The following is a 20,495-nucleotide window of genomic DNA, read 5'->3' as shown; positions in this document are numbered from 1 at the left end:
TCCCAGTCTTTTTTAAACAAAGGAGAAAAAATGGCTTCAAAAATGTTACACACTTGCTTGCGAGTAGAAAATCTTGAAAAATCAATTGCTTTCTATCAAGATGCGTTTGGATTTAAGGAATTACGTCGCAAGGATTTTCCAGACTATGCATTTACCATTGTTTATCTAGGTCTTGACGGTGATGATTATGAATTGGAGTTGACTTACAACTATGATCATGGGCCTTATGTTGTGGGTAACGGCTTTGCTCACATCGCTCTAAGCACACCTGACCTTGAGGCTCTTCATAAAGAACATAGCGAAAAAGGTTATGAAGTAACGGAACCTAAAGGACTTCCAGGTACTCAACCAAACTATTACTTTGTTAAAGATCCAGATGGATACAAGGTAGAAGTGATTCGTGAAAAATAATAAAAACTCCTCATTTGTCAAATTGAGTTAGACAATTTCACCTGATTCAGAAAAATTTGATACGGAGGTTGGTAGTTTAAGGACTTCCTTGGGATTTGATTTCTCTTATCAGCTACAGCTGATAAGAGTGTTTGAGAAAGTCTGCTGAAATCCATCTGCATAAACCGCTAGAATGTTCATTTAGTCAGGGTAACCAGGAACCACAAAGAAGATGTAAATGTCCTGTTTGTTAGAATTTGGTTTCCAATTCGAGAATTCCTTTCCGTAATCAAAAGTGATGGATTGGATAAACTCTTGTACTGGTCTGGTGAACTGGGTGCTTTTTCGGTCACAATGGCTCTTGTTGGCTTTGTAGAGTTGATAATAGTCATAAGTCGAATGACTGGTTTTCAGAAATAGATAAGATTAAAATGGTCGGTTGCGCTCTTCCAGTTGACTTTGCAATATCACAGACCTTTTTACCTTCTTGGTAATAAGCCTCTATCATTACAAGTTCATTTGTAGTAAGATAAGAGTAGGTCATTTATGTTAGTTTCTTTCAGACAAATGTGAGTGTTTTTCTGAGACTAACATAGATGGCTTTTTTCTATCTAGCTTAATTTGATAATTTGGGATATAATAAAAATAATTAAACAAATTAGTGGGAGAAAAAGATGTCAGACCAAAATCCAAATGTAGAGTTAAACCAAGAGGAAGATAAACTAATTGTAGAAAATAATTCGGTGGAAGATATGAAGAATGGTCCAAAAGCAGTCAAGAAACCTTCGACTCTTCTATCTTTCTCATTTTATTTGGCACTTACCTATATTCTTCTATTTATAACTCTTGCTTTATTTACTGCTCCATGGGGAATTGTATTCTTGATTTTTCTAGGTCCTAATTTAATTGCTTACGCTATAGCAACTTTTTTAACTAGGATAGGAATCAAGAAAGTAAATAGAAATTTCTTGTATGCGAGTGCAGGATTTTATTTGCTTTCCGGACTTTTAGCATTCGACCCGGATTGGCAGATGTTTAGGGTTTTTCCTTATCTCTCACTAGTCCTAGTTCTAATCGGGATATTTTTAACGAAAGATACAAGTAACTAAGTTAAAAAAGCTAGGCGCAACTCTTCTTCGAACTTATTTCATATCATAAAACCATAGCTTTTAGGCTATGGTTTTTTAGTTTAATGATTAGAAAGAAATTGTGTTTCTATTTTCTAAAATGGTATAATATAAAGAGAATAAGGGAGGTGGTAGTGAGTGATTGCCCAATTAGATACAAAAACTGTATATAGCTTTATGGAGAGCATGGTTTCGATAGAAAAATATGTCTCTATCGGAAAAGAATATGGCTATAGTTCTTTAGGGATTATGGATATGGATAATCTTTATGGAGCCTATTCTTTTATCAAAGAGTGTCAAAAGCAAGGCATTCAACCACTATTAGGCCTTGAAATGACAGTTTTTCATGAAGAGAGACCTGTAAATCTTCGTTTTTTAGCTCTATCCACTCTTGGATATCAACAACTCATGAAACTGTCTACTTTAAAAATGAGAGGAAAAAAAGAATGGCCTGATTTTACTTCTAATCTCAAGGATATCTGTGTTATTGTTCCCTACTTTGATGGACTTGACCAACTAGATCTCGGATGTGATTATTATATTGGAGTTTTTCCAGATAGTCCTCAAAGGGATTTCTCCCGTCCTGTTTTCCCTCTTTACCGTGTAAATTCATTTGAAGCAGAAGATGTAGAAACACTACAAATGCTAAAGGCTATCAAGGAAAATGTGACTCTTCGTGAAGTAGACATACAGTCCCAACAGGGCTTGTTTATACCTGCTCATCGTTTAGAACAAGTTTTTCGAGAAAAATTCCCCAAGGCTGTAGAAAATTTACTGTTACTGACTAAAGAAACCGAGTATAAGATTGATAGCAGTCTTAAACTTCCAAGATTTAATGCTAAGAGACCTGCTGTAGAGGAGCTTAGAGAAAAAGCAGAAAAAGGTTTAGAAGTCAAAGGACTAACGTCTGAAGTTTATAAAAATCGTTTAAATCAAGAATTGTCAGTTATTCACGACATGGGATTTGATGATTATTTCTTGGTGGTTGGAGATCTTTTACAGTTTGGTCGTTCTCAAGGTTATTATATGGGAATGGGACGTGGTTCTGCTGTAGGGAGTCTTGTAGCCTATGCTTTGGATATTACAGGAATTGATCCTGTAGCTAAAAATCTAATCTTTGAACGCTTTCTAAATCGTGAACGTTATACCATGCCAGATATAGATATTGATATTCCAGATATCTATCGTCCAGAGTTTATTCGCTATGTTCGTGACCGTTATGGTAGTATCCATGCTGCTCAGATTGTCACCTATTCAACCTTTGGAGCCAAGCAAGCCATCCGAGATATATTTAAACGTTATGGTGTTCCAGAGTATGAATTGACTGCCATTACCAAAAAAATTGGACCAAAGGATACTCTGACTGATGCCTATACTAAAAATCTTAGTTTTAGGCAGTTGATTCAAAGCAAAATAGAATATCAAAAGGCCTTTGAAATCGCTAAAAAAATAGAAGGCTATCCGAGACAAACTTCCATTCATGCTGCGGGTGTAGTTATTAGCGATAAAACCCTAACGGATTACATTCCACTTAAGTATGGTGAGGATATGCTGATTACTCAGTATGATGCTCATGGAGTCGAAGGCAATGGTCTTCTGAAGATGGATTTCTTGGGTCTACGAAATTTAACATTTGTTCAAAAAATGCAAGAGTTATTGCTTAAGACACAAGGAATATCCTTGAAGATTGAGGAGATTGACCTTGAAGACAAAGAAACTTTGGCTCTCTTTGCTGCAGGTAAAACAAAAGGGATCTTTCAATTTGAACAACCAGGAGCTATTCGTCTTCTTAAACGAGTGAAACCTGAGAACTTTGAAGAAGTGGTTGCTACGACTTCTTTAAATAGACCAGGAGCTAGTGATTATATTGACAACTTCGTTGCAAGAAAGCATGGTAAGGAAAAAGTCACTGTACTTGATCCTATTCTAGAAGATATTTTGGCACCAACCTATGGGATTATGCTCTATCAGGAGCAGGTAATGCAAGTAGCTCAGCGTTACGCTGGTTTTAGCCTAGGTAAGGCTGACATTTTGCGCCGGGCTATGGGGAAAAAGAATGCTGCTGAGATGCATCAGATGGAAGAAAGTTTCATTCAAGGTGCACTTAAAAAAGGTCATGCTGCTGAGCAAGCCCAGCAAGTATTTGCAGTTATGGAAAAATTTGCGGGCTACGGATTTAACCGTTCGCATGCTTATGCCTATGCAGCTTTGGCATTTCAACTTGCCTATTTCAAAACACATTATCCGTCAATTTTCTATCAAGTGATGTTGAACTATGCGAGTAGTGATTATATTGTAGATGCTCTGGAGATGGGCTTTGAACTTGCTCCTTTATCTATTAATACAGTTCTATTTCAAGATAAGTTAGCAGATAAGACAATTCATCTAGGTCTTAAGAGTATTAAGGGAATGCCTCGCGATTTTGCCTATTGGATTATTGAGAATCGCCCATTTTCTAGTGTTGAAGATTTTATCACACGATTGCCGAAAAATTATCAAAAAATAAGTTTATTAACTCCCTTGATTGAGACTGGCTTATTCGATAAATTTGAGAAGAATCGGAAAAAAATCTTATCCAACTTACCTACTTTATTTATTTTTGTGGAAGAGTTAGGAAGCCTTTTTGCAGACAGCAACTATAATTGGACAGAAGCAGATGATTACACTGAAATTGAGAAATTCCAAAAAGAGCAGGAATGGTTAGGTGTGGGGATCAGTCAGCATCCTTTAGTTGCTTTAGCTAAAAAAGCCATCTATCCTATCACTAGCTTATCTGACTTATCTGAGGGACAAACAGCTACAGTGCTCGTTGAGATTCTATCGATTCGTGTTATTCGAACAAAAAAAGGTGAAAATATGGCCTTTTTGAAAGTCAGTGATAGTAAAACAAAAATGGAAGTAACTGTTTTTTCAGAGCGATATCACCAAATGAGAGACCAGCTACAAGAAGGAAAATTTTACTATATGAATGGTAAGGTCCAATCTCGAGATGGGAAGCTCCAGTTCATATTAAACAATCTTAAAGAAGCAGTTCATGAACGATTTTGGATTCAGGTAGCCAATCATGACCATGACCAAGAAATTTATCATATTTTAGAAAAATATGAAGGTCAGATACCTGTCGTTATTCGCTATGAAGAAGATCAAAAAACTGTCCTTGCTTCAAGCTATTTTGTCGCTAAAGATATAGCTTTAGAAGAATCTTTGAGTGGGATTGTTATGAAAACGATTTATCGTTAAAATTTACGGAAAATAGAAGAATTTTCATTTTAATTGTGATATAATCAGGGAGAATGTTAAAGGAAAAAGGAGCAAAAACCAAATGAAACGTATTGCTGTTTTAACAAGTGGGGGAGATGCCCCAGGTATGAATGCTGCTATTCGAGCGGTAGTTCGTCAAGCCCTTTCAGAAGGCATGGAAGTATTTGGTATCTATGATGGATATGCTGGTATGGTTGCCGGTAAAATTTCTCCACTTGATGCTGCTTCAGTGGGAGACATCATTTCTCGTGGTGGTACTTTCTTGCACTCAGCTCGTTATCCTGAGTTTGCACAACTAGAAGGTCAACTTAAAGGAATTGAGCAATTGAAGAAACACGGAATTGAAGGTGTTGTTGTTATTGGTGGAGACGGTTCTTACCATGGTGCTATGCGCCTGACTGAGCATGGATTCCCTGCTATTGGACTTCCTGGAACAATCGATAACGATATCGTAGGTACTGACTTTACAATCGGATTTGACACTGCAGTAACAACTGCAATGGATGCAATCGATAAAATTCGTGATACATCATCAAGTCACCGTCGTACTTTCGTTGTTGAAGTAATGGGACGTAACGCAGGTGATATCGCTCTTTGGGCAGGTATTGCAACAGGTGCTGACGAAATCATCATCCCTGAAGAAGGTTTCAAATTTGAAGATATCGTAGCAAGCATCAAAGCTGGATATGAACACGGTAAAAAACACAACATTATCGTTTTAGCAGAAGGTGTCATGTCAGCAGCTGAATTTGGTCAAAAACTAAAAGAAGCTGGCGATACAAGTGACCTTCGTGTCACAGAACTTGGTCACATCCAACGTGGTGGTTCACCAACTGCTCGTGACCGTGTATTGGCATCTCGTATGGGCGCACACGCTGTTAAACTCCTTAAACAAGGAATCGGTGGAGTAGCTGTTGGTATCCGTAATGAGAAGATGGTCGAAAATCCAATTCTTGGAACAGCAGAAGAGGGAGCTTTGTTCAGTTTAACATCTGAAGGTAAGATTGTTGTCAATAACCCACATAAAGCAGATGTTGAATTATCTTACTTGAACAAGAGCTTGTCTTAATCCTACAAATAATTAAAATAAAAAAACAACAAAGTTGTACTATATAAAGGAGTCTTATAAATATGAACAAACGTGTTAAAATCGTTGCTACATTAGGTCCTGCGGTAGAAATCCGTGGTGGGAAAAAATTCGGTGATGATGGATACTGGGGTGAAAAATTAGACGTTGAAGCATCAGCACAAAACATTGCAAAATTGATCCAAGCTGGTGCGAATACATTCCGTTTTAACTTCTCACACGGTGACCACCAAGAGCAAGGTGAGCGTATGGCTACTGTTAAACGTGCAGAAGAAATTGCTGGTCAAAAAGTTGGTTTCCTTCTTGACACAAAAGGACCTGAAATTCGTACTGAATTGTTCGAAGGTGACGCTAAAGAGTATTCATACGTAACTGGTGAAACAATCCGTGTTGCTACAAAACAAGGTATTAAATCAACTCGTGAAGTAATCGCTTTGAACGTTGCTGGTGGTCTTGACATCTTTGATGATGTTGAAGTTGGGCACCAAGTATTGGTAGATGATGGAAAATTGGGTCTTCGCGTTGTAGAAAAAGATGCTACTAACCGTGAATTTGTAGTTGAAGTTGAAAATGACGGAATCATCGCAAAACAAAAAGGTGTAAATATTCCTAACACTAAGATTCCATTCCCAGCACTTGCAGAGCGTGATAATGCAGACATTCGCTTTGGTCTTGAGCAAGGAATCAACTTCATCGCTATTTCATTTGTACGTACTGCAAAAGATGTTAACGAAGTTCGTGCAATCTGTGAAGAGACTGGCAACGGTCACGTTCAATTGTTCGCTAAGATTGAAAACCAACAAGGTATCGACAACTTGGATGAAATCATTGAAGCTGCTGATGGTATCATGATTGCTCGTGGTGATATGGGTATTGAAGTACCATTTGAAATGGTTCCAGTTTACCAAAAAATCATTATCACAAAGGTGAACGCAGCTGGTAAAGTTGTTATCACTGCGACAAACATGCTTGAAACAATGACTGAAAAACCACGTGCAACACGTTCAGAAGTATCAGACGTATTTAACGCTGTTATCGACGGAACAGACGCAACAATGCTTTCAGGTGAATCTGCAAACGGTAAATACCCACTTGAATCAGTTACAACAATGGCTACAATCGACAAGAACGCTCAAACTCTTCTTAACGAGTACGGTCGTTTGAACTCAGATCTATTTGAACGTCACTCTAAGACTGAAGTTATGGCTTCTGCAGTTAAAGATGCAACAAGTTCAATGGACATTAAACTGATTGTAACTATTACTAAGACAGGTCACACAGCTCGTTTGATTTCTAAATATCGTCCTGATGCTGATATCTTAGCTATCACATTTGACGAATTGACACAACGTGGATTGATGTTGAACTGGGGTGTTATTCCTGTAACTACTGATCGTCCATCAAACACTGACGACATGTTTGATCTTGCTGAAAAAATTGCTGTTGAACAAGGTTTGGTTCAATCTGGTGATGATATGATTATCGTTGCTGGTGTGCCACTTGGTGAAGCAGTTCGTACGAATACAATGCGTATTCGTACAGTACGTTAATCTAACATTAAAAAACCTATCATATCAAGCTATATGGCTTGGTTGATAGGTTTTTTTGATGTTGCAAATTGTCAAAATGTCATCTGAATCAGTAATATTCGCGATAATAAAAAAACTTTCTGGCAAAACCAGAAAGTATGAGAGGCATCTCCATGTGAGAAACTGGTTCACACAATTTCTCAAGGTCCGCTCCTGCGTTATGACCTCCTTATGCTCAATAGTAGCTCTCGCTACTTATCGACTCATCGCAGAGACTATTCTACTATAAGCGAGAGAAAATGTCAAGAAAAATCCGTCCCCTAATAATGGGACGGATAAAAGATGCTAATTGCCGGGATCGAACCGGCGACCTCATCCTTACCATGGATGCGCTCTGCCTACTGAGCTAAATCAGCTTACCAAAAAAGTATACTACAGATTCAAATTTTTGTCAATATTGGCTTAGATTTACAAGAATTCGACTGATATTATGATCTAAAGAAGCTTAAGGTTGATAAACCTTAAGCCTCAATCAGTTTATTGTAGTTTTTCTCGTTTTTTGTCTGGATTCCAAACAAAACTTGCGATAAAACTAAAAATAATGGTAAAGAATGCCACAAAGATAGCTAGGATTAGGGCAGGGATACGAATAAACCACCAGAGAGGGTTTGGTTTTGTATCTGTATGCCATTGTTTTGTTTCCTCATCCAACCGTTGAAATTCCGTTTGAATACGGTCTGCCACGATTTCAATTCCCTCATCATTCATTTTTTTGATATCTGAAATATCAATAGGATTTCCAAAGTTCATATCAACACGTTCACGACTGATAAGTCCCTTTAAAGTCATTGGTCCAGTATAAGTAACAGGCATAATACGGACCTTGGCCATTTTAGCGATTAGGGCAACCCCGCCTTTGACATCGTTAGAATGACGACTACCGCTTGGAAACATAATAAGAGAACGGTCGCTTTTTTTGAGGACGTTGATTGGATATTTAATAGCTGAGGCATTAGGATTTTCCCTATCAATAGGAAAAGCACCACACATACGAATCCACCAACCAAAGATACGGTTTGAAAACAGTTCCTTTTTAGCCATAAAAATGAATTGTTTGGGTTTGGTTGCAAAAGCCATGTAGACAGGATCCCACCAAGTACGATGGGGAGCAACAAGGATATAATTTTCTTCTTGATTAGGTATTTTATCAGTGTTGTGATAATGGGCATTGCCGTTGATTGACCAGAGAATCAGCATAACTAGCCCACGTAGATAAGTATAAAACATGGTGTCTCCTTCGGTTTTCTTTCTATATATTATACCTTATCATAACAGGACAGGCAAATATTTTTTGTGTTGATAGGATGGGCCTTTGGGATGAAATTAGAATTATTCATAAAAAAATGATATGATAGAATTTATGGATAAAAATAAAATGATGGGGTTAACCCAAGCAGAAGTTAGAGACCGACAGTCACAGGGTTTGGTCAATGATTTTAAAGCTTCAGCTAGCACCAGCACCTGGCAGATTGTCAAGCGAAATGTTTTTACACTTTTTAATGCCTTAAACTTTGCCATAGCTCTTGCCCTTGCCTTTGTACAGGCATGGAGCAACCTTGTCTTCTTTGCAGTCATCTGTTTTAATGCTTTCTCGGGTATCGTTACTGAGCTACGTGCAAAACATATGGTCGATAAACTCAACCTTATGACCAAAGAAAAGGTAACTACTATTCGAGATGGTCAGGAGTTATCTTTGGATCCGGAAGACCTTGTTTTGGATGATTTGATTCGTTTGTCAGCAGGTGAACAGATTCCAAGTGATGCAGTTGTGATAGGTGGCTTTGCAGAAGTTAATGAGGCCATGTTAACAGGTGAGAGTGATCTGGTTCAAAAAGAAGTTGATGCAGTCCTATTATCTGGTAGTTTCTTAGCCAGTGGTTCAGTAGTAGCAAAAGTCAATCGTGTTGGAGCAGACAACTACGCTGCTAAGCTCATGTTAGAGGCAAAAACTGTTAAGCCGATTAACTCTCGTATCATGAAGTCCCTTGAAACCTTAGCTGGCTTTACAGGAAAAATTATTATTCCTTTTGGTTTAGCACTTTTGCTAGAAGCCTTAATTTTAAAGGGGTTACCACTAAAGTCATCTGTAGTTAATTCGTCTACAGCTCTTTTGGGGATGTTGCCTAAAGGTATTGCTTTACTTACTATAACTTCACTTTTGACGGCAGTGATAAAACTAGGACTTAAAAAGGTTTTAGTACAAGAAATGTATTCTGTAGAAACCTTGGCGCGCGTGGATATGCTCTGTTTGGATAAGACGGGAACCATTACCCAAGGAAAAATGAAGGTTGATTCATTGTTACCTTTGACAGAAGTTTATGATGAGCAGTCTATTGCTGCCATCTTAACTAGCTATATGTCTCATAGTGAAGACAAAAATCCTACTGCTCAAGCTATCCGTCATCGTTTTCAGGGGCAAGCTAGTTACTCAATTTCATCAAGTGTTCCATTTTCTAGTGACCGTAAGTGGGGAGCTATGGAGATGGAGGGGCTTGGGACTATTTTCCTCGGTGCACCTGAAATGTTGCTAGATGAGGAAGTAGTAGAAGCTAGAGCAGCCTTAGAGCGTGGCTCACGTGTCTTGGTATTAGCACTCAGTCAAGAAAAACTTGATCATCACAAACCACAAAAGCCATCTGATATTCAAGCTTTGGCTTTGCTTGAGATTCTAGATCCGATTCGAGAAGGGGCTGCTGAAACACTTGATTATTTACGAACGCAACAGGTAGGGCTAAAAATTATTTCTGGTGACAATCCAGTTACTGTATCAAGTATTGCACAGAAAGCTGGATTTGCAGATTACCATAGCTATGTTGATTGTTCAAAAATCACAGATGAAGAATTGATTGCTATAGCAGTAGAAACAGCTATTTTTGGACGTGTTTCTCCACATCAGAAGAAATTAATCATCCAAACATTGAAAAAGGCCGGTCATACTACTGCAATGACAGGAGACGGGGTCAATGACATCCTTGCTCTTCGTGAGGCAGATTGTTCTATCGTGATGGCTGAAGGAGATCCAGCGACTCGACAAATCGCTAATCTGGTCTTGCTTAACTCAGACTTTAATGATGTTCCAGAAATTCTGTTTGAAGGACGTCGTGTGGTAAATAATATTGCCCGTATTGCACCGATTTTCTTTATCAAAACAATCTATTCATTCTTATTAGCTATTATCTGTATTGCAAGTGCCCTTCTCGGTCGCGCAGAATGGATTTTGATTTTCCCATTCATTCCGATTCAGATAACCATGATTGACCAGTTTGTAGAAGGTTTCCCACCATTTGTTTTGACCTTTGAGAGAAATATTAAGCCAGTTGAAAGAGACTTCCTCAAGCAATCTTTACTCAAGGCTTTACCAAGTGCTCTTATGGTAGTCTTTAGTGTCTTATTCATCAAGATTTTTGGAACAAGTCAAGGTTGGTCCCAAGTTGAGATGTCAACACTCATGTATTACATCCTGGCTTCTATTGGATTTATGTCCGTAGTGAGAGCCTGCTTACCATTAACGTTAGGACGTATCCTCTTGTTTGTTTGGTCGGTAGGAGGTTTCCTAGCAACTGCTCTATTCCCTACTACTCAAAAATTACTAGAAATTTCAACCTTAACAGCTCAAACTGTACCTGTTTATACCATTATGATGACGATTTTTATAGTTCTTTTTATCCTTTCAAATCGTTATCCTATTCGAAGATAAACTCAGACTGCAATCCATGATTGCAGTCTTTTTTGGTGTAAGATTGAAGCTTGAAATATGGTATAATAGGACTAATAGTGATTTGGAAAGTGAGAGAAGATGATTTCAAAGAGATTAGAAATGGTGGCTTCTTTTGTACCTCAAGGAGCCGTTCTACTAGATGTCGGGAGTGACCATGCTTATTTACCTATTGAACTGATGAAAGAAGGTCGAATAAATCGTGCTATTGCAGGTGAAGTGGTAGCCGGTCCCTACCAATCTGCAGTTAAAAATGTCAAGGAACATGATTTGGAAGAAAAAATCCAAGTCAGGCTTGCTAATGGATTGGCGGCTTTTGAAGAAAGTGACAAGGTTTCTGTTATTACCATTGCAGGAATGGGAGGACGCTTAATATCAACAATTTTGGAAGAGGGATTGGATAAACTAGCTAATGTAGAGCGTTTAATCCTCCAACCTAATAACCGTGAAGATGAGTTACGTAGTTGGTTACAAGAGCATAGATTCCAGATTGTAGCTGAAAGCATCCTAGAGGAAGCTGGTAAATTTTATGAGATTTTAGTTGTAGAAGCTGGTGAAATGAAGCTATCAGCCACTGATGTTCGCTTTGGCCCCTTCTTGTCCAAAGAAGTCAGTCCAGTCTTCATCCAAAAATGGCAAAAAGAAGCTGCTAAACTAGAGTATGCCCTTAGTCAAATCCCAGAAAAAAATCAAGAAGAACGTCAGGTTCTAGCAGATAAAATTCAAGCCATTAAGGAGGTGCTCCATGAAAGCAAGTGAAGTGATTAATCGTTATGAAGCCTATTGCCCCCAAGAATTTTCTATGGAGGGTGATAGCCGTGGTTTGCAGATTGGTACCCTAGACAAAGAAATCAAAAAGATCATGGTTACCCTCGATATTCGTGAAGAAACGGTTGCAGAAGCCATTGAAAAGGGGATCGATTTGATTATCGTTAAGCACGCGCCTATCTTTCGTCCTATCAAGGACTTGGTAGCTAGCCGCCCTCAAAATCAGATTTATATCAATCTCATCAAGCACGATATTGCAGTCTATGTTAGCCATACTAATATCGACATTGTTGAAAATGGCCTTAATGACTGGTTCTGCCATATGCTAGGCATTGAGGATACAAGCTATATACAGGAAACGGGCCCAGAACGTGGAATTGGTCGTATTGGAAATATTAAGTCTCAAACATTTGAAGATTTGGCTACACGCGTTAAAGAGGTCTTTGCTCTAGATAGTTTACGAATGGTGTACTATAAAGATAGTGATTTAAGAAAGCAAATTTCAAGAGTTGCTATTTGTGGAGGTAGCGGGCAATCATTCTATTCCGATGCTATAGAAAAAGGAGCGGATGTCTACATCACTGGTGATATTTATTATCACACAGCTCAGGACATGCTATCAGATGGTTTATTAGCTCTAGATCCAGGACACTATATTGAAATTCTCTTTGTTGAAAAAATAGCAGAATTACTAAATCAATGGAAAGAAGAGAATGCTTGGCCTCTTGACATTATTGCCAGCCAGTCATCCACCAATCCTTTCCACCATATCTAATTAGAAGGTATAGATAATGAAAAAAGTAGCCATTGTTGGAGCAGGTATTGTAGGGGCGACAACTGCCTATTATCTCTCTAAAGAAGTTGATATAGAAGTGACTGTTTTTGATCATGGACTTGGGCAGGCAACCAAGGCAGCAGCAGGAATTATCAGTCCTTGGTTTTCTAAACGACGCAATAAAGCTTGGTATAAGATGGCTCGTTTGGGAGCAGACTTCTATGTCGATTTGTTGAATGATTTACAAGAGTCTGGACAGGAGGTTGATTTTTATCAACGCTCGGGAGTCTTTCTCTTGAAAAAAGATGAATCTAAGTTGGAAGAACTCTATCAACTAGCCTTGCAACGTAAAGATGAATCTCCCTTGATTGGCGAATTAGCCATTTTAGATCAAGCGACTGCAAGTAACCTATTTCCTGGTCTAGAGGGATTTGAGAGATTACTTTATGCTTCTGGAGGAGCTCGAGTAGATGGACAACTCTTGGTGACTCGCTTGCTAGAAGCTAGTCAGGTTAAGGTGATTAAAGATAGGGTGAGTCTAAATCTTGTATCATCAGGTTATCAGATTGGAAATCAGATTTTTGACCAAATTGTCCTTGCGACAGGAGCATGGTTGGGACAAGTTTTGGAACCCTTGGGTTATGAGGTTGATGTTCGTCCACAAAAAGGGCAACTACGAGATTATCAGCTTGATTTAGACATGGCAAGTTATCCCGTTGTTATGCCTGAGGGAGAATGGGATTTGATTCCTTTTGCTGGTGGGAAATTGTCCTTGGGTGCTACCCATGAAAATGATATGGGATTTGACCTGACGGTCGATGAGAATTTGCTTAATCAAATGGAGGGAGCAGCCTTGCCTTGTTATCCAGTATTGAAGGACGCTGACATCTATGGCGAACGCGTAGGAATCCGCGCCTATACGAGTGACTTTTCTCCGTTTTTTGGACAAGTGCCAAACTTGACAGGAGTATTTGTTGCGAGTGGCTTAGGTTCGTCAGGATTGACAACTGGACCAATTATCGGTTATCACCTAGCGGAATTGGTACAAGGAAGGACTGGAGATTTAGATCCAATTGATTATCCGGTTGAAAAATATGTTAAGATAATAGAGAAGTAGTATACTTTTACTTAGTTTTTACGTGTGTATTTAGATGTTGAATGACATCCACTTGTAAAAATGGTAAAATAGGAAAAACAAGTAAGAATAGAGGAAAAAGATGAAAGAAAAGATTTTAGTCACAGGTGGAGCAGGCTATATCGGAACTCATACTGTAGTTGAATTGATTGAAGCTGGTCACCAGGTTGTTGTAGTGGATAACCTAGCTAATAGTAATCGTAAAAGTCTTGAAGTGGTAGAAAGAATTACAGGAGTTGAGATTCCTTTTTATGAAGCTGATATTCGAGATACGGATACTCTTCGTGATATTTTCAAACAGGAGGAACCTACAGGAGTTATCCATTTTGCAGGTTTGAAAGCAGTTGGTGAGTCAACACGTATTCCACTTGCATATTACGATAATAATATTGCAGGAACAGTTAGTCTTTTAAAAGCAATGGAAGAAGCTAACTGCAAGAATATCATCTTTAGTTCTTCAGCAACAGTGTATGGAGATCCACATACTGTTCCAATCCTAGAAGATTTCCCACTTTCGGCAACCAACCCTTATGGTCGTACTAAGCTTATGCTTGAAGAAATCTTAACGGATGTCTACAAAGCTGATTCAGAGTGGAACGTGGTATTGCTTCGCTACTTTAATCCAATCGGAGCTCATGAGAGCGGAGATTTGGGAGAGAATCCAAATGGTATTCCGAATAATCTCTTACCGTATGTGACGCAAGTAGCTGTTGGTAAATTAGAACAAGTTCAAGTATTTGGAGATGATTACGATACTAAAGACGGTACTGGTGTTCGTGACTATATCCACGTGGTGGATCTGGCTAAAGGTCACGTGGCAGCGTTACAAAAAATTCAAAAAGGATCAGGTCTCAATGTATATAATCTAGGAACAGGGCAAGGATGCTCTGTACTAGAGATTATCCATAACATGGAAAAAGCTGTAGGCCGCCCTATCCCATATCGTATAGTGGAACGTCGTCCTGGGGATATTGCAACTTGCTACTCTGACCCAACAAGAGCAAAAGAAGAATTGAGTTGGGAAGCAGAACTTGATATCACTCGAATGTGTGAAGATGCATGGCGTTGGCAGAGCAAACATCCAAATGGATTTGAAGATTAAAAATAAAATTGTATATAAAAAAAGAGGAAAAAATTCCTCTTTTTTAACAGTCATTTGAAAGCAATAACTAGACAGTCTCATAGTTTTTGAAACGTTTTTACAATAAATAAAAATAGAATAAAATTAGTCTCTAAAAAGACTATAATTTTCTAGAAAAATATGCTAAACTAGAGAGAGTGGAATAAAATAATTGGGTGTCCCAAATAATCACTTTTAATCTTTGATCAGAGCACGTGTAGGGCAATTTTTAACAGCCTCTAGAACGTCATTACTAGTGGGAATCTCTTTTTCCAATTGGTCAGGATCATCGTAAAAGCGTACTATGCCATTATCATGATAATCAAATAGTTCTGAATAAGTTTGGCAAAGTCCACATGCAATACAGCGTTCAGGTATAAGTGTGATTTTCATATTTATATTGTAATAGGAAAATAGAAAAAACACAAGGAGTAAGGTATGGAAAAAGAACCATGGCAAGAAGATATTTATGAAGAAAACAAGGAAGAGTCAAGAAGTGAGCGCCACTCTAGAAGTGGGAAATGGGCCTTTCTAACGGCTAATAACGTTTTAACAACCTTGGCTATTATTTTCTTTATTGTGGTTATAGGTATGATTGTAGTTTTAGTATACCTATCTTCAGGTGGAAGCGATAGAACATCAGCTTTGAAGGATTTTTATGATTCTGCAAATCCTAAAGTTGAAGAAGTAACTACTGTTACAACAACGATAGAAACAACTACGGTAGCTACTACTGAGTCTGAGGAACAACAAAATACTACAGAGACTCATACAGATCCTGAGGGTACAATTACTGTATTGGCAGGAGAAGGTGAAGCAGCAATTGCAGCTAGAGCTGGAATCTCTATTGCACAGTTAGAAGCTTTGAACCCTTCACATATGTCAACAGGTTCATGGTTTGCAAATCCTGGTGATGTCCTTAAGATAAGATAGGAGCAACTATGAAAACAATTCAGATTGCGATTGATGGTCCAGCTTCAAGTGGTAAAAGTACTGTTGCGAAAATTATCGCTAAGGATTTAGGTTATACTTATCTGGATACGGGTGCTATGTATCGTGCAGCGACCTATGTAGCTTTACAGCATCAAATCAGTCCAGATCAAAGTTCTCAACTTCTTGAATTATTGGATCAATACCCGATTAGCTTTGGACGTTCTGAAAGTGGTGAACAGCTTGTTTTCGTTGGAGATGTTGATGTGACAAATCCAATACGAGAAAACGAAGTGACTAATGCAGTATCATCTTTTGCAGCGATTCCAGCTATTCGAGAGAAGTTGGTTGCTCTTCAACAAGAAATAGCTCAACAAGGTGGCATTGTTATGGATGGCCGCGATATTGGTACGGTAGTGTTACCTAAGGCTGAATTAAAGATATTTCTTGTAGCTTCTGTGGATGAGCGAGCAGAACGTCGTTACAAGGAAAATCTTTCAAAAGGAATTGAAACTGATTTAGAAACTTTAAAGGAAGAAATTGCAGCGCGTGATTATAAAGATAGTCATCGAGAAACTTCTCCCTTGAAGCAAGCAGAAGATGCTATCTACTTAGATACAACAGGACTTTCTATTTTAGAAGTTGTTGACAAAATCAAGGTGGAAGCACAGAAATATTTATAAGAATAACTTAAAACCGATTAACCACTATTTTGGGTAATCGGTTTTTCATGATTATTTGTCAAAAAAGGTATTTTAAGGTATAATAGTTGCCGTTAAAGAAAATTTGACATTCAAATAATCATAAATTTTTTTAAGGAGATAACATGAGTCAATTACCAAATTGCCCAAAATGTAATTCAGAATATGTGTATGAAGATGGCGCACTTCTAGTTTGTCCAGAATGTGCTTACGAGTGGAATCCTGCTGAGCAAGCAGAAGCAGAAGAAGGCATTGTTGCCATCGATGCAAATGGGAACAAATTAGCTGATGGAGATACAGTAACCTTGATTAAAGATTTGAAGGTTAAAGGGGCTCCTAAAGACCTCAAGCAAGGAACTCGTGTGAAAAACATCCGTATTGTTGAAGGTGACCACAACATTGACTGTAAGATCGATGGTTTTGGTGCTATGAAGCTTAAATCAGAATTTGTGAAGAAGATTTAATCATGATTAAAAATGAAAAAGTAATATTTTATAGTCGTATCTTTTTATTTATAGCAGCCTTTACCGGTGTATACTTGGAGATTACCAAACGCGGTGGTTTAGGGATGTTGCTATACTACACAGTACTTTCTAACCTTTTGGTTGTACTTTTTACAGGTTATCTTTTGTTAAAGATGCGTAGTGGAGGTGATAGTTGGCAGAGTCCTGGGATTCTACGTCTCAAAGGTGGCGTCACTATGAGTATTATGATTACTTGTGTGATCTATCATTTCATGCTAGCTCCCTTGACGACAGATTTTTACCGTTTGGAAAATTTCCTTTGCCATTATATTGTCCCTCTCTGGTTTTTAGCAGATACAATTATTTTTGACAAGAGTCGCCAATATAAGTTGGTTGATCCCATGCTTTGGACTAGCCTTCCTTTGCTTTATATGATTTTTGCCCTCTTAAACGGTTTTGTTCTAAAGATGGATGTCCCTAATGCTAAGGATAGTCCCTTCCCTTATTTCTTTTTGAATGCTCCCAAACATGGTTGGAGCTTTGTCTTTAAATGGGCAGCCACTATATTTGTTGCTTATATAGTTTCAGGATATCTCTTTTATCTTGTGAAAAGTATTAAAAAATCTAAGAAATAAAAGTACCCCTATGTGGGTGCTTTTTTTGATGGTAAAAATAATTGTACCCGTACAGTTTAACTTTTTTTATCTTGTTCTTGAGTCATTTCTACCTTACAATAAAACTGTAGCTACCAATACAACTATTGAGGAAGAAAAAATGACTGAAAATCGTTATGAATTAAATAAGAATTTGGCACAGATGCTTAAAGGTGGCGTCATCATGGATGTTCAAAACCCTGAACAAGCAAGAATTGCTGAGGCTGCAGGTGCAGCAGCAGTTATGGCCTTAGAGCGAATCCCAGCTGATATTCGTGCTGCTGGTGGTGTCTCTCGTATGAGTGATCCAAAGATGATTAAAGAAATACAAGAAGCTGTCAGCATTCCAGTTATGGCTAAGGTTCGAATTGGACATTTTGTCGAAGCTCAAATTTTAGAAGCAATCGAGATTGACTATATTGATGAGAGCGAAGTTCTATCTCCAGCTGATGACCGTTTCCATGTGGACAAGAAAGAATTTCAAGTTCCTTTTGTTTGCGGTGCTAAAGACCTAGGAGAAGCCTTGCGTCGTATCGCTGAAGGAGCTTCTATGATCCGTACAAAAGGGGAACCAGGAACAGGAGACATCGTTCAGGCAGTTCGCCATATGCGTATGATGAATCAAGAAATCCGCCGCATTCAAAATCTCCGTGAAGATGAACTCTATGTCGCTGCCAAGGACTTGCAAGTACCAGTAGAATTAGTTCAATACGTCCACGAACATGGGAAATTACCAGTTGTCAACTTTGCAGCTGGAGGAGTTGCAACACCAGCGGATGCTGCTCTTATGATGCAGCTAGGTGCAGAAGGTGTCTTTGTTGGCTCAGGAATTTTCAAGTCAGGTGATCCTGTTAAACGTGCGGCAGCCATTGTCAAGGCTGTTACCAACTATCAAAATCCTCAAATTCTGGCTCAAATCTCTGAAGATTTAGGAGAAGCCATGGTAGGTATCAACGAGAATGAGATCCAAATTCTCATGGCTGAGCGAGGAAAATAGATGAAAATAGGAATCTTGGCCTTGCAAGGTGCCTTTGTAGAACACGAGAAAATGCTTGCTCAACTAGGAGTTGAAAGTATTGAACTGCGAAATCTAGAAGATTTTCAGCAGCATCGAAGTGAGCTATCAGGTTTGATTTTGCCAGGAGGTGAGTCAACGGCCATGGGGAAACTGTTGCGAGATCAGCAGATGCTAATTCCTCTAAGAGAGGCTATTCTCAATGGCTTACCAGTCTTTGGAACTTGTGCAGGTTTGATTTTGCTAGCGAGACAAATCACTTCTCAGGAAGAGAGCCATCTATCGACTATGGACATAGTAGTGGAGCGTAATGCCTATGGACGTCAGTTAGGAAGCTTTTATAGCGAAGCAGACTGCAAGGGCGTTGGTAAAATACCCATGACATTTATTCGTGGTCCAATTATCAGTAGTTTTGGTGAGGATGTTGATGTTTTAGCAATTGTGAACGATCAAATCGTTGCGGCACAAGAAAAAAATATGCTGGTAACCTCCTTTCATCCTGAATTGACAAATGATCTTCGCCTACATCAGTACTTTATGAATATGTGTAAATAAAAAAAGAGGTTGGGATTTTTCCCAACTTCTTTTTTACATGTAATAAACAATAGCAATATATTGGAGAGCAGAAGCTGCTAAGATAAAAAGATGCCAAATCATATGGAAGTAGGGCTTTTTCTTGGCGTAAAAACCGGCACCAACTGTATAACATAAACCACCTGATACCATGAGACTCCAGAAAATTGGAGTTGTTTGGCTGATGATAGCTGGTAAGATAGCTAGAACTAGCCATCCCATGATGAGGTAGAGGATGAGACTGAATTTTTCATTGACCTTCTTGGCAAAGATTTTATAGAGAATACCGAAAATAGTTGTCCCCCATTGGATAGCAATAATGAGATAACCAAACCAATTATTCATCAGGGTTAAAACCACCGGTGTATAAGAACCTGCAATCGCAACATAGATCATTGAATGGTCGATGATACGTAATACATATTTATGGGTTGAACCATAAGTCATAGAATGATAAATAGTCGAAGATAAGAACATAAGAAAGAGGCTAATGACAAAAATAGAAACACCGACTGCTGATAAAAGGCCATGTTCCTCGTAACTATAAGTAGAGGAAATGGGAAGTAAGATGAGCATGATAAATGCCCCTACAGCATGGGTGACGCTGTTTGCAATTTCTTCTCCGAAACTGAGTCTTTTACTAAGTTTTAAGCTAGTATTCATCTAGGATTCCCCTCCTCTTTGGTAAGTATTAAGTCTAAAGTTTGATGATAAAGTTTGACAGTTTGGCAGCTTGCCTGGATAATGGGATTAACTGGATCAATATCTTCATTCATATAGTCCACAAAAGCATTGTAAAGTTCTTCTGAATTAGTGTCTGTGTGTAGGGTATTAAGGGTTTGAGCAATTTCTTGAATAGAAAAGACAGACTTAAGAGTTGTTATAGCGATCAAACGAGCAATTTGCTGGCGTTGGTATTTTTTCTTATCAGGTTTTGTCAGGTAACCATGTTTTACATAGTTATTGACCATAGAAGCAGTTAAGCCTTTTTCAGTTCCTGATGAGATAGGTTCGCATACTTGATTTACATAAAGTAAGACTTGGTCCAGATAGAGATCAATATTTGGAATTTCTTTCCATTTTGGATAGGAAAAGTAAGGTTTCATTTCCAACTCCTTTTTATCTAGTTTTAATAACTAGATTATATAATAACGTAAACAGAAAGTCAAATTTCAAGTGCTTGTAGAAAGAT

Annotated in this window: 20 protein-coding genes, 1 tRNA gene and 1 pseudogene; 16 read left to right on the top strand and 6 right to left on the bottom strand. The window is 38.4% G+C overall.

Annotation, left to right across the window (positions count from 1 at the left end):
• The first annotated feature begins 30 nt into the window (after window positions 1-30).
• Complete coding sequence (locus tag QM847_RS02485; protein WP_414353542.1) at window positions 31-411, top strand: VOC family protein; 381 nt, start codon at window positions 31-33, stop codon at window positions 409-411.
• 17 nt (window positions 412-428) lie between these two features.
• Here the strand turns inward: QM847_RS02485 and QM847_RS02480 are convergent.
• Window positions 429-934 (bottom strand): annotated as a pseudogene (locus QM847_RS02480) (hypothetical protein).
• A gap of 130 nt (window positions 935-1,064) precedes the next feature.
• Here QM847_RS02480 and QM847_RS02475 point away from each other — a divergent pair.
• The 4 genes from QM847_RS02475 (at window position 1,065) to pyk (ending at window position 7,415) form a co-directional block, all read left to right on the top strand.
• Window positions 1,065-1,499, top strand: a complete 435-nt coding sequence (locus QM847_RS02475; RefSeq protein WP_414353541.1) for a hypothetical protein — start codon at window positions 1,065-1,067, stop codon at window positions 1,497-1,499.
• Window positions 1,500-1,655: 156 nt separating this feature from the next.
• Window positions 1,656-4,757, top strand: a complete 3,102-nt coding sequence (locus tag QM847_RS02470; protein WP_414353539.1) for a DNA polymerase III subunit alpha — start codon at window positions 1,656-1,658, stop codon at window positions 4,755-4,757.
• Between the two features lie 82 nt (window positions 4,758-4,839).
• Complete coding sequence (pfkA, locus tag QM847_RS02465; RefSeq protein ID WP_269797013.1) at window positions 4,840-5,847, top strand: 6-phosphofructokinase; 1,008 nt, start codon at window positions 4,840-4,842, stop codon at window positions 5,845-5,847.
• Between the two features lie 62 nt (window positions 5,848-5,909).
• Window positions 5,910-7,415: a pyruvate kinase gene (gene pyk / locus QM847_RS02460; protein WP_269797014.1), complete on the top strand. Its 1,506-nt coding sequence runs from the start codon at window positions 5,910-5,912 to the stop codon at window positions 7,413-7,415.
• Window positions 7,416-7,737: 322 nt separating this feature from the next.
• Here pyk and QM847_RS02455 read toward each other — a convergent pair.
• Both QM847_RS02455 and QM847_RS02450 read right to left on the bottom strand, forming a co-directional pair.
• Window positions 7,738-7,810, bottom strand: a tRNA-Thr gene (locus QM847_RS02455).
• Between the two features lie 121 nt (window positions 7,811-7,931).
• Entirely contained in the window at window positions 7,932-8,681 is a 750-nt protein-coding gene (locus QM847_RS02450; RefSeq protein WP_414353537.1) for a lysophospholipid acyltransferase family protein, read from the bottom strand.
• Between the two features lie 133 nt (window positions 8,682-8,814).
• Between QM847_RS02450 and QM847_RS02445 the strand changes: the two genes are divergently transcribed.
• The 5 genes from QM847_RS02445 to galE all read left to right on the top strand — a co-directional run bounded on the left by QM847_RS02445 (window position 8,815) and on the right by galE (window position 14,949).
• Window positions 8,815-11,151, top strand: a complete 2,337-nt coding sequence (locus tag QM847_RS02445) for a cation-translocating P-type ATPase (protein WP_414353535.1) — start codon at window positions 8,815-8,817, stop codon at window positions 11,149-11,151.
• Window positions 11,152-11,250: 99 nt separating this feature from the next.
• Window positions 11,251-11,928, top strand: a complete 678-nt coding sequence (locus tag QM847_RS02440; protein ID WP_414353533.1) for a tRNA (adenine(22)-N(1))-methyltransferase — start codon at window positions 11,251-11,253, stop codon at window positions 11,926-11,928.
• Window positions 11,915-12,712, top strand: coding sequence for a Nif3-like dinuclear metal center hexameric protein (locus QM847_RS02435; RefSeq protein WP_414353531.1), 798 nt, complete (start codon window positions 11,915-11,917; stop codon window positions 12,710-12,712). Before QM847_RS02440 ends, QM847_RS02435 begins: the two co-directional genes overlap by 14 nt.
• Before the next feature lie 16 nt (window positions 12,713-12,728).
• Complete coding sequence (locus tag QM847_RS02430; protein WP_414353530.1) at window positions 12,729-13,829, top strand: NAD(P)/FAD-dependent oxidoreductase; 1,101 nt, start codon at window positions 12,729-12,731, stop codon at window positions 13,827-13,829.
• Between the two features lie 100 nt (window positions 13,830-13,929).
• Entirely contained in the window at window positions 13,930-14,949 is a 1,020-nt protein-coding gene (gene galE / locus QM847_RS02425) for a UDP-glucose 4-epimerase GalE (protein WP_414353528.1), read from the top strand.
• Between the two features lie 213 nt (window positions 14,950-15,162).
• Here galE and QM847_RS02420 read toward each other — a convergent pair whose 3' ends face one another.
• Window positions 15,163-15,360: a ferredoxin gene (locus QM847_RS02420; RefSeq protein ID WP_075567870.1), complete on the bottom strand. Its 198-nt coding sequence runs from the start codon at window positions 15,358-15,360 to the stop codon at window positions 15,163-15,165.
• A gap of 45 nt (window positions 15,361-15,405) precedes the next feature.
• On the opposite strand from QM847_RS02420, the gene QM847_RS02415 reads away from it, so the two are divergent.
• From QM847_RS02415 to pdxT, 6 genes are all read left to right on the top strand, one after another.
• Window positions 15,406-15,900, top strand: coding sequence for an SAG1386/EF1546 family surface-associated protein (locus tag QM847_RS02415; RefSeq protein WP_414353526.1), 495 nt, complete (start codon window positions 15,406-15,408; stop codon window positions 15,898-15,900).
• Window positions 15,901-15,908: 8 nt separating this feature from the next.
• Window positions 15,909-16,580, top strand: a complete 672-nt coding sequence (gene cmk, locus QM847_RS02410) for a (d)CMP kinase (RefSeq protein WP_414353524.1) — start codon at window positions 15,909-15,911, stop codon at window positions 16,578-16,580.
• 143 nt (window positions 16,581-16,723) lie between these two features.
• Window positions 16,724-17,062: a zinc ribbon domain-containing protein YjdM gene (locus QM847_RS02405; protein ID WP_006152514.1), complete on the top strand. Its 339-nt coding sequence runs from the start codon at window positions 16,724-16,726 to the stop codon at window positions 17,060-17,062.
• A 2-nt stretch (window positions 17,063-17,064) separates the two neighbouring features.
• On the top strand, window positions 17,065-17,697 hold the full coding sequence (locus QM847_RS02400) for a Pr6Pr family membrane protein (RefSeq protein ID WP_414353522.1): 633 nt from the start codon (window positions 17,065-17,067) through the stop codon (window positions 17,695-17,697).
• Window positions 17,698-17,836: 139 nt separating this feature from the next.
• Window positions 17,837-18,712: a pyridoxal 5'-phosphate synthase lyase subunit PdxS gene (gene pdxS, locus QM847_RS02395; RefSeq protein WP_414290534.1), complete on the top strand. Its 876-nt coding sequence runs from the start codon at window positions 17,837-17,839 to the stop codon at window positions 18,710-18,712.
• A complete protein-coding gene (gene pdxT, locus QM847_RS02390) occupies window positions 18,713-19,285 on the top strand; it encodes a pyridoxal 5'-phosphate synthase glutaminase subunit PdxT (protein ID WP_414353519.1) in 573 nt (190 codons plus the stop codon). It abuts the gene before it with no gap.
• A gap of 33 nt (window positions 19,286-19,318) precedes the next feature.
• Here pdxT and trhA read toward each other — a convergent pair whose 3' ends face one another.
• Both trhA and QM847_RS02380 read right to left on the bottom strand, forming a co-directional pair.
• Window positions 19,319-19,966 (bottom strand): PAQR family membrane homeostasis protein TrhA, encoded by a 648-nt coding sequence (trhA, locus tag QM847_RS02385; RefSeq protein ID WP_414353517.1) that lies wholly within the window; start codon window positions 19,964-19,966, stop codon window positions 19,319-19,321.
• Window positions 19,963-20,409 (bottom strand): DUF1836 domain-containing protein, encoded by a 447-nt coding sequence (locus tag QM847_RS02380; protein ID WP_414353516.1) that lies wholly within the window; start codon window positions 20,407-20,409, stop codon window positions 19,963-19,965. Before QM847_RS02380 ends, trhA begins: the two co-directional genes overlap by 4 nt.
• Between the last annotated feature and the right edge of the window lie 86 nt (window positions 20,410-20,495).

This window comes from Streptococcus timonensis, from assembly GCF_047463455.1.
GTDB lineage: Bacteria > Bacillota > Bacilli > Lactobacillales > Streptococcaceae > Streptococcus > Streptococcus timonensis_B.
Note: the sequence above shows the minus strand (reverse complement) of the source record. Positions and strands in the feature narration are given on the sequence as shown.